The organism is Sphaerisporangium perillae, from assembly GCF_023276435.1.
Classification (GTDB): Bacteria; Actinomycetota; Actinomycetes; order Streptosporangiales; family Streptosporangiaceae; genus Sphaerisporangium; species Sphaerisporangium perillae.
In genome coordinates this window covers 1-13,234 of record NZ_JALLPO010000005.1, presented here as the reverse complement: position 1 = coordinate 13,234, position 13,234 = coordinate 1, and the positions used below count along the sequence as shown (strand labels likewise).

Here is a 13,234-nt window from a genome sequence, read left to right as displayed (position 1 = left end):
CCAGCTCGCCGTGGAAACGCCGGTAGCCCCACGAGGAGTTCTCCCGGCCAGTCGCAGCACCAGGACGCGGATAGATCGGACAGTGCGCGGGCGTCCTAGGCGCCGGTGAGCACTGGCTGCGGCGTGCCGGCGCCGCAGCAGATCACGATGCCAGCGCAGGATCGTGTCAGAGCGGATCAGCAACGTGAGGTACCGCAGCATGTCCATCGGCAGACGATGCAGCAGCCCCGCGAGGAGGAACCGATCTTCCCGAGTGAACGCGGGCTTGCTCACCTGCCGTTGCAGCACGGTCAGCTGATGCCGGAGCACCAAGATCTCGATGTCCTTGTCGCGATCGCTTGCGAAGAGCAGCCGCAGGAGCGAGAAGATGGTCGTCACCGTGAGGTAGGCCAAGCGCAGCAACACGACCGATCATCATGCCGCTATCTGACGCAGCGCTCGAGGCGCTCACCCGAAAGGACGGATCGTCCATCATGCCTTTGACCTGCCTGGAAAAATATTCGACACCCGCACCTACCCGGTAGGTACACAGTCCTTCGGAATGAACTCGGCAGCACCGGCGACGGGGAAGGACGACAGCTCCGCACCTCGGGGTACCTCGGCCCACCGGACGCCGCCGTGATCGGCAGATACGGCAACCGACCACAAGCTACGCTGGAGCCACAGTCCGGAGATGAGGGCGAAAGGAGATGAGCGACCGTGGACGTGGACCTCGAACACGAACCCATCCATGACCTCGCCCGCCGAGTCATCCGACTGGCCGAGGAAACCCAACACGCCGCCCAGGTACTCGAACGCCGCCTGGAAGCCCTGGAACGCCGCGACGAAGCTACCGGCCGAGCCGAGCGCATCCTGACGATCGCCGCCGACATGCGCACCCACCTTGGCCAGGACAAACTGTCCACCGACGCCCTCTACGACCCAGGCACCGGCCTCCCCGCATGATCGTCGACTCAAGCGCCATCATCGCCATCATCAACGACGAACCCGAAGCCAGCAGGTTCGCCCACGCCATTGCCGGCACGGTCTGCCGCATCTCCGCCGTCAACTACGTCGAAGCAGCCATCGTGGCCGACAACCGAGGCGAGACCATGCGCCAGTCCTTCGACGCCCTCGTCGAAGAGATGACCCTCCTGATCGAGCCCGTCACACCCAACCAGGCGAAGATCGCCCGCAGCGCCTACCAGACCTACGGCAAAGGCAACAACTCCAAGGCCAGACTCAACATGGGCGACTGTTTCGCCTACGCCCTCGCCAAGGACCTCAACCAGCCGCTCCTGTTCAAAGGCGACGACTTCCCCCACACCGACATCACCCCCGCCCAGCCCTAACGTCAAGGCGGGATCCACCCCAGGATTGCTCGGCTGCTGCGCCGCTTCCCCTCGCTGGCGGTCGACCGCCGCGTCGAGATCGGCTACCACGAGCGGGGGATGTGGAGTCCGACCTCGCGGCGGCGGGCGCCGAGTTCCGGGAGGGTTGCCAGGTCGAGGGCCTGCTGTTCGACGGCGACCGCGTGGCGGGCGTCGTCCGGACGCGCGTGATGGCCATGGGGCCGTCCCCCATGGCCATCACGCGTTACGCGTCCGGGCGTTCCCTGACCGGTATGCGGCCGGCGATGATCGAGGCGATTCGCGCCGCGGGCTCGGGCTCGAGCATGCGGGCGTGTTCGGCGTCGACCCGCTGGACCTCGATGGAGCCGGTGGCGTAGGGCCGCCAGGACTCCGGTGGCGAGGACGGCCGCGCGGAGGTGACGAGGAGCATGTCGCCGTCCAGCTCGGGGGGCGGCCCGCTGGTGATCCGGATGCTGTTGACCATGACCTCCAGGGCGTGGCCGCGCTGGGCCGGGTCCAGGTGGCCGAGCTCGCCCTTGCTGTTGCCCAGCAGGGTGACCACCCGTTCCCTCATCTGGTCCAGGCTCATCGCGCCGACGTCCACCGGCTCCACGCCATACGCCTCGGCGTAGTGCTCGCACATGTCCGCGAGGAGCACCCGCCGATCGGAGTAGTCCTTCTCGTCGGGCGGGGACGGGTAGGCGTCCAGGACGGCCAGCAGCCCGATCTCCTCGCCCTCCTCGCGCAGCCGGGCGGCGACGGCCTGGGCGAAGTTGCCGCCCAGCGACCAGCCCAGCAGGTGGTAGGGGCCGTCGGGCTGCACCTTGCGCATCTGGGCGGCGTAGTCCGCGGTGAGCTCTTCCAGATCGGCCGGCAGCTCGTCCTGCCCTTCGAGGCCCCGGGCCTGCAGCGCGTAGACCGGGTGCTCGCGGTCGAGGTGGGGCAGCAGCGCGGAGTACCTCCAGCCGAGGCCGGCCAGCGGGTGCACGCAGAACAGCGGGAGGCGGGCGCCGCCCTCGCGCAGCGGCATCACGACGTCGAAGGCGCCGCCGGAGCCGCCGCCGGAGCGGGCGGCCAGCCGGGCCGGGGTGGGCCCCTCGAAGACGTCGCTCACCCGAAGGTCGGCGCCGAGGACGGAGCGGATCCGGCTGACGAGCTGGGTGGCCAGCAGCGAGTGGCCGCCCAGCTCGAAGAAGTTGTCCTCCACCCCGACCTCGGCGACGCCCAGCACCTCGGCGAACAGCCCGCACACCACCTCCTCGCGCGGACCCCGGGGCGCCCGGCCCGGACCGGACCCGTACACCGGCGCCGGTAACGTCCGCCGGTCCACCTTCCCGTTGGGCGACAGCGGCAGCGCGTCCAGCCGGACGAACGCCGAGGGCACCATGTGCCCAGGCAGCAGGTCCGCCAGGAACTCCCGCAACCCAACCGGCAGCTCCGCCGTGACCACGTACGCCACGATGCGCCGGTCTCCGGGCCGGTCCTCGCGCACGATCACCGCGGCCTGGTCCACCTGCGGATGCCGGGTCAGCACGGCCTCGATCTCGCCCAGCTCCACCCGGAAGCCGCGCACCTTGACCTGGTCGTCGACCCGCCCGACGAACTCAAGCTGCCCGTCGGCCCGCCAGCGGACCGCGTCACCCGTGCGGTACATCCGACCGCCGTTGAACGGATCGGCCACGAACCGCTCCGCCGTCAGCGACGGACGGCCCAGATAGCCGCGCGCCAGCCCCGCACCGGCCACGTACAGCTCCCCGACCACCCCTGGTGCCACCGGCCGCAGACCGGAGTCCAGCACGTACACCCTCGCCCCGGGGACCGGGCGCCCGATCGGCGGGTGCTCGGGTCCCGACAGCGGTGCGCTGACGGTCGCCGCGACGGTGACCTCGGAGGGCCCGTACTCGTTGATCAGGCGGCGTCCCCGCGACCAGGTCGCGCGCGCCTCGGCGGAGAGCGTCTCCCCGCCGGTGATCACGGTGCGGAGGGCGGGCACGTCCGGCGGCAGCCCCGCCAGCACCGCCGGCGGGAGGAACGCGTGGCTGACCCGCTCGGACCGCAGGCGGGCGGCCAGCTCCTCGCCGGTCAGGCCGTCCCCCGGCCCTGCCAGGCAGGCGCCGGTGAGCAGGCCCAGGCACAGCTCGGCCACCGAGACGTCGAAGCTGGGCGAGACGTACTGGAGGACCCGGTCGCCCGGGCCCGCCGGGTAGGCGCGGGCCTGGTTCTCCCGCAGGGCGGCGAAGCCGCGGTGGGTGACCACCACCCCCTTGGGACGGCCCGTGGAGCCGGAGGTGTAGATCACGTACGCGGGCGAGGACGGCTCCAGCGGTGCGATCCGCTCGGCGTCCACGGGGTCGTGGCACGGCTGGGCGGCGGAGTCGGGCAGCGGCGTGGACAGGACGAGCGCGGGGGCCGCGTCCTCGAGCATGCCGGCGATGCGCTCGGCCGGGTAGTCCGGGTCGACCGGCAGGTAGGCCGCGCCCGCCTTCATCACGGCGAGCACCGCGACCACCAGCTCGGCCGAGCGGGGCAGCTTCAGGGCCACGATCCGCTCGGGTCCGGCCCCGCGGGCGATCAGCAGGTGCGCCAGGCGGTTGGCCCTGGCGTTCAGCTCGGCGTAGCTCAGCCGGTCGTCGCCGAACGAGAGGGCCGGGCTTTCGGGGGTACGGCGCGCCTGTTCCTCGAACAGCTCGGGGAACGTCGCCTCCTGCTCGAAGGGGCCGCCGTCGCCCCAGTCCGACAGCAGCCGCGCGCGCTCCTGCGCCGGGAGCACCTCCAGGGTGCTGAGCGGCGCGCCCGGATCGGCCACGGCCGACCGGAGCACGCAGGCCAGCCGGTCGACGAGCCGCTCGGCGGTCTCCCTGTCGAACAGGTCGGTGGCGTACTCAAGGACGCCGCGCAGGTCGGCGTTCACGCTGAACGCCAGGTCGAACTTGGCGACGTCGGTGCGGAGGTCCTGGCCGCTGACGCTCAGCCCGGCCAGCTCAGGGGTGTCGCCGCCGTCGCCGCCGTCGTCCTGCATGGCGAGCATCACCTGGAACAGCGGATGGTGGCTGAGCGACCTCGGCGGGTTGATCGCCTCCACGAGCCGCTCGAACGGCACCCCGGCATGGGCGTAGGCCGACAGGTCCGCTTCGCGCACCCGGTCCAGCAGCGTGCGGAAGTCCGGATCGCCGGAGGTGTCGGTGCGCAGCACCAGGGTGTTGACGAAGAACCCGATGAGGTCGTCCAGCGCCTCGTCGGCGCGGCCGGCCTCGGGCGTGCCGATCGGGATGTCGGTGCCGGCGCCGAGCCGGGTCAGCAGGGCGGCCAGCGCGGCCTGCACCACCATGAAGACCGTGGTGCCGGTCTGCCTGGCCAGCGCCGCGACGCCGTCGCGCAGGTCGGCGCCCCAGTCGATCGGGACCTGGTCGCCCCGGTAGCCGGCCTTGGCGGGGCGGGTGCGGTCGGTGGGCAGTTCCAGCCGTTCGGGCAGGCCCTCCAGCGCCGAAAGCCAGTAGCCGAGCGGCAGGTCCGACCCGCGCTGCCAGAGGGTGTAGTCGGCGTACTGCACGGGCAGCGGCCTCCAGCCGGGCGGCCGTCCGGCCACCCGCGCCGCGTAGGCGGTGGACAGGTCCCTGGCCAGCGGCCCCATCGACCAGCCGTCCCCGGCGATGTGGTGCAGCAGGATGAGCAGGCAGTGGTCGTCGGGGCCGAGCCCGAACAGCGTCGCCCTGATCGGCAGTTCCCGGGAGAGGTCGATGGCGTGGGCGCAGGCCGCGCGCAGGGCGTCGTCCAGTTCCCCGGGCGCGAGGTCCACCCGCTCCAGCGTCACCTCGGCCTGTCCGGGTGGCAGCACCCGCTGTCCGGCCTCGCCTTCGTGGTCGGGGAAGACCGTACGGAGCGACTCGTGCCGTCCCACCAGGTCGTGCAGCGCCCGCCGCAGCGCGGCGACGTCGAGCGGGCCGCGCAGCCGCAGCGCGCCGGGGATGTTGTAGGTCGCGCTCGGCCCTTCGAGGCGGGACATGAACCACAGGCGCTGCTGGGAGTACGACAGCGGGATCCGTTCGGGACGCGGCATGGGCACCAGCGGGGGCCCGGCCTCCGCCGCCGTCTCGACGCGCCGCGCCAGCCCGGCGACGGTCGGCGATTCGAAGATCGCCCGGACGGGGAGCGCGGCGCCGAACACGGCGCGGACCCTGCTGAGCAGGCGTACGGCCGACAGCGACTGGCCGCCGAGCGCGAAGAAGTCGTCGCCGGGGCCGACGTGCGGCACGCCGAGGATCTCCGCGTACAGGCCGCACAGGATCTCCTCCCTGGGACCCGCGCGATGCCGTCTCCCTTGCGTGCGGTCGCCCTCCTGGGCGGGCCCGGCGGGGGCCATCGAGGCGAGGGCTGGGCAGGCGGGGATCGCCGCCCGCTCCAGGGGAAGGTCGGGGGCGGCGGCGACCGTCGTGAACGCCTCGACCAGCCAGCCGCCGAGGGCGCGGGCCTCCTCATCGGTCAGCAGATCGGTGCGGTACTCCAGCTCCATCTGCAGCCGGGGGCCCGCCATGCCCGCGATCAGGCGCAGGGGGTAGTGGGCGGAGTCCCGCCCGCCGACCTTGACCAGCCGGATCTCGGCGTCGTCGCGGCCGGTTGAGCCTCCGGGGTAGTTCTCCACGGTGGTGACGGTGTCGAACAGCTCGCCGAGCCCGGCCATCCGGTGGATGCTGCCGAGCTTCATGGACTGGTGGGCCAGCAGCCTCGCCTGCTCCCCCTGCAGCCGGGCGAGCAGGGCCGTGAACGACTCGGCCTGGTCCAGGCGCACCCGGACCGGGATCGTGTTCATGAACATCCCGACCATCGTCTCGATGCCGGGGACGTCGGGCGGCCGCCCGGAGACGACGGCGCCGAACACGACGTCCGCCCGGCCGGTGAGCCGGCCGAGCAGCAGCCCCCAGAGCCCCTGGACGAGGGTGTTGGGGGTGATGTCCCTGCCGCGCATCGCGGCGGCGAAGTCCACCGCGAGCTCGGGGGGCAGGTCCAGGATGAGCCGGCCCGGCAGCTCGGGCACCTGCTCGGCCGCCCGCGGGAACAGCCGCGTCGGCTCGGTGAGCCCGTCGAGCGCGCTCCGCCACTCCTTCTCGGTCTCCGCGTCGTCCTGGCCCGCGAGCCAGGTGAGGTAGTCGCGGAAGGGGGTGACCCGGGGCAGCACCGAGGCGTCGCCCCGGGAGTGGTAGAGCGCCAGCAGCTCGCGCAGCAGGATCGGCAGCGACCAGCCGTCGAACAGGATGTGGTGGTTGGTCACCACCAGGCGGTGGTGGTCGGCGTCCAGCCGCACGAGGGTGAAGCGCAGCGCGGGCGGCGTGGCGAGGTCGAACCTGCGGTCCTGCTCGGCCTCGAACAGCCGGGCGAGCTCCGCCTCCTGAGCGGCCTCGCCGAGGCCGCTCAGGTCGATCTCCTCCCAGGGCGGCTCGACGTCGCGGTGCACGACCTGCATGGGCTGCCCGGTCTTGCGCTGGCGGAAGCTCACCCGCAGGTTGGGGTGGCGCCGGAGCAGCGCGCGGGCGGCCGTGCGCAGGATCGCCGGGTCGAGGCGGCCCTCGAGCTCCAGCACCATCCGCACGGTGTAGGTGTCGACGCCGTCCTCCTCCGCGAGGGCGTGGAAGAGCAGCCCTTCCTGCATCGGCGCGAGCGGCAGGACGTCCTCGAACGCGGAGCGCTTCACCGGCCCATCAGCTCCTCTTCGAGGTCGTCGATCTCGTCCTGGGTGAGCGCCATCGACAGGTCGGAGGGGGTGTACCCGCCCGCGTCCGGCCGGTCGGCGTGGGCGACCAGGCCCCGCAGGGCGGTGAACCACTCGCCGGCCAGCTCGCCGATCTCCTGCTCGGTGAACAGCTCTCCGGGCCAGGACCAGGTGACGGAGAGCGCGGGACCGTCCGCCCGGTCCACGGCGGTAGCGACCAGCTCGATCGCGTGCGCCGAGGGCATCTCGGGGTCGCGGGGCACCGGGGTCGGCATGCTCTCGGCGGGCGCCCAGTGCGCCTCGCCGCCGCCCGGGCCGCCGGAACCGCCGGACCCGAAGCGGCCCAGGTAGTTGAAGGCGATCTGCGGGACGGGCGACACCCGCGGCTCGCCGCCGAGGTAGCGCCACAGGCCGAAGCCGACGCCGTTGTCGGGGATCGCCCGCATGCTCTCCTTGACCCGTCTGAGGGCGTCGCCGACCGCCGGGCCGCCGTCCACGACGTCCTGCCCGGCGACCGTGCCCACCCGCAGGTGGACCGGGTACATGCTGGTGAACCAGCCGACCGTCCTGGACAGGTCCAGGCCTTCCACCAACTCCTCCCTTCCGTGCGCCTCCACGTCCACGAGCAGGCCGTCGCGGCCGCGCCACCGGCCGGCCGCGATCGCCAGACCGGTCAGCAGAACGTCGTTGACCGAGGCGTGGAAGAGGGCGGGCACCCTGGTCAGCAGCGGCTCGGTGTACTCGGCGGGCAGCGTCACCGTCAGCTCGCGCGCCGTCCGGGCGGTGTCCCTTCGCGGGTCGAGCGCCCTGGCCCCGAGCGGCCGCTCGGCCGCCGGAAGCGCGTCCCATGGCGACGTCTTGCAGTCGCGTGCCAGCGAGACCAGGGTGTGCGCCCACTGGCGGAAGGACGTGGGCACCGGATCCAGCTCGGGCGTGGCGCCGCGTGCCAGCGCCTCCCACGCCGCCCGCAGGTCGGGGACGAGGATGCGCCAGGAGACGCCGTCCACGACCAGGTGGTGCAGCACCATCAGCAGCAGGCCGGAGCGGCCCGCGCCCGCGTCGAACCACACGACGCGCGCCATCACGCCGTCGGATGGGGACAGCGACGCCCTGGCCGACTCGCCCTCCTTGGCGACCACCGCGCGTACCTGCTCCTCGTCGAGGCCCGTGATGTCGACCCGGACGATCCGGTCGGCGGCGGCGACGGCGCCCGCGGGCGGCACGTTGAGGGAGTCCCCGTTCAGCCGCATGCGCAGCGCGTCGTGGTGGTCGAACAGGGTCTGGACGGCGGCCTGGAGGTGCTCGCCCAGTGCGGGCGGCACCGTGAGCACCATCGCCTGGTTGAACCCGTCGCTCGGGCCGCCGAGCTCGCGCAGCCAGTGCATGATCGGAGTGGTGGGGAGGTCGCCCGTCCCCTCGCGGCCGTCCACGCGCGCCACCGCCCCCGGCGTCTCCTTGGCGACGGCCGCCAGCGCCTCCACCGTCTGGTTCTGGAACACGTCGCGCGCGCTGATGGTCAGGCCGGCCTTGCGTGCCCGGGAGACGAGCTGGAGCGACATGATGCTGTCGCCGCCGAGCTGGAAGAACCCGTCGTCGAGCGAGACCGTGGGCACGCCCACCACCTCGGCGAACAGGCGGCAGAGGATCTCCTCGCGGGCGTTGCGCGGCGCCCGTCCCGGTGCCTGCGCGGCGAAGGACGGGTCGGGCAGGGCCTTGCGGTCGATCTTGCCGTTCGGCGTGAGCGGCAGGTCGGGAAGGGCGACGAGCGCCGAGGGCACCATGTAGTCGGGGAGCACCCCGCTCAGGTGCTCGCGCAGCGCCGCGGCCGCGTCGCCCGGCTCCCGGGTGACGACGTACCCGACCAGCCGCTTCGCCCCGCCCTGCGGCTCGTTGGCGATCACGACGGCGTCGGTGACGCCGGGGGCGGCCCGCAGCGCGGCCTCGACCTCGCCGAGCTCGATGCGGTTGCCGCGGATCTTGACCTGGTGGTCCACCCGGGTCAGGAAGTCGAGCTGGCCGTCCGCGCGCAGCCGCACGCGGTCGCCGGTCCGGTACATCCGCGCGCCGGGCCGGTCGGTGTACGGGTCGGGGAGGTAGCGTCCGGCGGTCCGGGACGGCTCGCCCAGGTAGCCGAGGCCCACCCCGGTGCCGGCGATGTACAGGTCGCCCGCGAGGCCCGGGGGCACCGGCCGCAGGCCGTCGTCCAGGATGTGCAGCCGGTTGTTGCGCAGCGGGCGCCCGACCGGCAGCCGCCCGCTCTCCACCTGGCCGTCGATGTCGCCGGTGATGAAGGCGTGGGTGTTGTCGTCGGAGCACTCGGTGAGCCCGTAGGCGTTGACCAGCAGCGCCTGCGGGAAGCGGGCGTACCACCGCTTGCAGATCTCCGGCGAGAGCACCTCGCCGTTGACGATGAACCAGCGCAGGGTCGGCATGGACGGCGCGGGGATGCCCGAGTCGTAGGCGTCGAGCCCGGCCCTCATGAAGGAGGGCACCACCTCGACGATGGTCAGCTCCGCGCGCTCGACCTCGGCGAACAGCTCCAGCGGGTCCCGGGCGACGTCCTTGTCCACGACGTGGGTCCTGCCGCCGGCCAGCAGCGCCGACAGCATCTGCCACACCGAGACGTCGAAGGTCAGCGGCGCGTTCAGCACGACGGCGTCGGAGCCGGTGACGCCGAGCTCCTCCACCTTGGCCAGCAGATGGTTGATCATGCCTCGCTGGTGCACCATCGCGCCCTTGGGCCTGCCGGTGGAGCCGGAGGTGAAGATGACGTACATCAGCCCGTCGCGGCGCAGCTCGGTCCTGGCCGGCGGGTCGCCGTGCGGCTGCCGTGCGAGCGCCGCGACGGTCTCCTCGTCGTCCAGGAGCAGCCACGGCGCGTCCACGCCGGAGATCGGGACGGCGGACCCCGACGAGCCGATGAGAAGGGTCGGCCGGGCGCTCTGCAGCACGGCCCGCACCCGGTCCACCGGGTGCGTCGGGTCGAAGGGCAGGTACACCGCCCCGGCCTTGAAGATGGCCAGCAGGCTCACGACGGCGTCGGCGCACGGCGGCAGCCCCACGGCGACGAACTGCTGCGGGCCGCCCCGCTCCATCAGCAGGTGGGCCAGCCGGTTCGCCCGCTCGTTCAGCTCGGCGTAGGTGAGGGTGAGGTCGCCGTACACCAGGGCGCGGGCGTCGGGCGTCCGCGCCACCTGGGCCTCGAACAGCTCCTGGAACGTCTGCTCCGGGATGGGCGCCACCGTCGCGTTGCCCCCGGCGAGCTGCTTGTGCTCGTCCTCCGACAGCAGGTCCACCTCGGCGATCCGCCGGTCGGGGTCGGCCGCCACGGCGTCGATGAGCCGGGTCAGCCGCTCGGTCAGCGAGATGGCGGTGTCCGCGTCGAACAGGTCGGTGGCGTATTCAAGCGAGCCGCCGATGCCGGCGGGCGTGCCGTCCTCGGCGTGGTGCTCGCGCAGGCCGAAGGCCAGGTCGTACTTGGCCACGCTGCCCTGCAAGGGCTCGAAGCCGGCGCGCAGCCCCGGCAGGTCCAGATGCGGGAGCCGCTCGCTGAGTAGGCTGAGCATCACCTGGAACAGCGGCGTGTACGCCATCGAGCGCTCCGGGTTGACCGCCTCGACGACCCGCTCGAACGGGACCTCGGAGTGCGCGTAGGCGGCCAGGTCGGCCTGCCTGACCCGCGTGAGCAGCTCACGGAAGGTCGGCTCTCCCGACACGTCGGTGCGCAGCACCAGCGAGTTGACGAAGAAGCCCACCAGGTCGCCCAGCGCCTCGTCGTTGCGTCCCGCGACGACGGTGCCGATGGGGATGTCGGTCCCCGCGCCGAGCCGGCTCAGCAGCCCGGCCACGGCGGCCTGCAGCACCATGAACACGGTGGTCCCGGTCTCGCGGGCCAGCGCGGTGACGCCCCGGTGCGTGCCCGCCGGGATGTCCATCGGGATGCTCGTCCCCGCGTGGCCGGCGACGTCGGGCCGCGGCCGGTCGGCGGGGAGTTCGAGCAGCTCGGGCGCCCCCGCGAGAGTGTCGCGCCAGAACCGGATCTGCGCGTCGTCCGTGCCGACCTCCTGCTGCCAGAGCGCGTAGTCGGCGTACTGGACCGGCAGCGGCTCCCACCGTGGGGCCTCGCCCGCGTGCCGCGCGGTGTAGGCGGTGACCAGGTCGGCCGACAGCGGCATCATCGACATGCCGTCGCCCGCGATGTGGTGGACCAGGAGCAGCAGCACGTGCTCGGCCGGGCCCGTGCGGTAGAGCCAGGCGCGCATCGGCGGGCGGCCGGCCAGGTCCAGGGGGTACCTGATGTCCTGCGCGAGCAGCCCGGGAAGGTCTTCCTCGCTGGTGTCGACCAGCTCGATCTCGGTGTGCACGGCGGGCAGGATGTCCTGGTGGACGGTGCCGTCGGTCTCGGCGAAGACCGTGCGCAGCACCTCGTGCCGGTCGGTGAGGTCGCCGATCGCGGCGGCCAGGGCGTCCCTGTCCAGCTCGCCGGACAGGCGGATCGCCAGCGGGATGTTGTAGGTCGGGCTCGGTCCCTCCAGGCGGTGCAGGAACCACAGCCGCTGCTGGGCGGCGGAGAGCGGGATCCGCTCCGGCCGCTCCACGGCCCGCACTGGCGTCCTGGCCCCGGCCGCCTCGTCGAGGCCCTCGCACAGGGCCGCGACCGTGGGCTTGTCGAACAGCTCGCGCAGCGGCAGCTCGACATCGAGGACCGAGCGGATCCGGCTGACGAGCTGGGTGGCCAGCAGCGAGTGGCCGCCCAGCTCGAAGAAGTTGTCCTCCACCCCGACCTCGGCGACGCCCAGCACCTCGGCGAACAGCCCGCACACCACCTCTTCGCGAGGGTTGAGCGGCGCCCTGCCCGGTCCGGACCGGTACACCGGCACGGGCAGCGCCCGCCGGTCGATCTTGCGGTTCGGCGACAGCGGCAGCGCGTCCAGCCGGACGAACGCCGAGGGCACCATGTGCGCGGGCAGGACCTTGCCCACGAACTCGCGCAGGCCGGCCGGCAGCTCACCGGCGACCACATAGGCGACGATGCGCCGGTCTCCGGGCCGGTCCTCCCGGACGATCACCGCGGCCTGGTCCACCTGCGGATGCCGGGTCAGCACGGCCTCGATCTCGCCCAGCTCCACCCGGAATCCGCGCACCTTGACCTGGTCGTCGACCCGGCCGACGAACTCAAGCTGCCCGTCGGCCCGCCAGCGGACCGCGTCACCCGTACGGTACATCCGACCGCCATTGAACGGATCGGCCACGAACCGCTCCGCCGTCAGCGACGGACGGCCCAGATAGCCGCGCGCCAGCCCGTCACCGGCCACGTACAGCTCCCCGACCACGCCGGGCGCGACCAGCCGCAGACCGGAGTCCAGCACGTAGAAGCGGATGCCGAGCAGCGGGGAGCCGATGGGCGGCTTCTCCCCTGCGACGAGCTGCCCGCTGGCGGAGACCCACATGGTGGCCTCGGTGGGGCCGTAGCCGTTGAGCATCAGGCGGCCCTCGCCCCACCGCTCGACCAGCTCGGGACCGAGGACGTCGGTGCCGACGAGCAGGGTCGCGAGGTCCGGCAGGGGCGTGACCGGCAGGCTCGCCAGCGCGGCGGGCGGCAGCACGGCGTGGGTGACGCGCCCTTCGCGGAGCACGCCGGCCAGGTCGTCGCCGCCGCGCACGTCTCGCGGCGCGATGACCAGCGTGGCGCCGGCGCCGAAGGCGTAGAGCATCTCGAAGATGGAGGTGTCCGTGCTGAGCGGGGCGAACTGCAGCACCCGGGAGCCGGGAAGCGTGCGCAGCCGCTCTCGCTGGGAGGCCGCGCTCGCGGCGATGCCCTGGTGGGTGACCACGACGCCCTTGGGACGCCCGGTCGACCCGGAGGTGTAGATCACATACGCCGGCGAGGACAGCCCCAGCGGCGCCACCCGCTCGCTGTCGGCCAGGTCATGCCCGGGATGGCCCTCCAGGCCGTCGAGCCCGTCCAGGACCAGCCGCGGCACCTCACCGGCCACCTCGACGGACGGTCCCGTGATCATCAGCGAGGGGCGGGTGTCGGCCAGCATCAGCGCGATGCGCTCCGCCGGATAATCCGGATCCACCGGAACATACGCCGCCCCCGCCTTCATCACCGCCAACACCGCCACCGCGGCCTCCACCGACCGCGGCAACGCCACCGCCACATGCGACTCCGGACCCGCCCCGAACTCCCCCACCA

At 72.9% G+C, this 13,234-nt stretch carries 4 protein-coding genes; 2 read left to right on the top strand and 2 right to left on the bottom strand.

Annotated features, from left to right (window positions below; all coding sequences use genetic code 11):
* Positions 1-699 precede the first annotated feature (699 nt).
* Positions 700-945, top strand: coding sequence for a hypothetical protein (locus MYF83_RS06120; protein WP_248959193.1), 246 nt, complete (start codon positions 700-702; stop codon positions 943-945).
* Complete coding sequence (locus MYF83_RS06115; RefSeq protein WP_248959192.1) at positions 942-1,331, top strand: type II toxin-antitoxin system VapC family toxin; 390 nt, start codon at positions 942-944, stop codon at positions 1,329-1,331. Before MYF83_RS06120 ends, MYF83_RS06115 begins: the two co-directional genes overlap by 4 nt.
* 244 nt (positions 1,332-1,575) lie before the next feature.
* Here MYF83_RS06115 and MYF83_RS06110 read toward each other — a convergent pair whose 3' ends face one another.
* Positions 1,576-7,017: a non-ribosomal peptide synthetase gene (locus MYF83_RS06110; RefSeq protein WP_248959191.1), complete on the bottom strand. Its 5,442-nt coding sequence runs from the start codon at positions 7,015-7,017 to the stop codon at positions 1,576-1,578.
* A complete protein-coding gene (locus MYF83_RS06105) occupies positions 7,014-13,232 on the bottom strand; it encodes a non-ribosomal peptide synthetase (RefSeq protein WP_308201406.1) in 6,219 nt (2,072 codons plus the stop codon). Before MYF83_RS06105 ends, MYF83_RS06110 begins: the two co-directional genes overlap by 4 nt.
* Positions 13,233-13,234 lie beyond the last annotated feature (2 nt).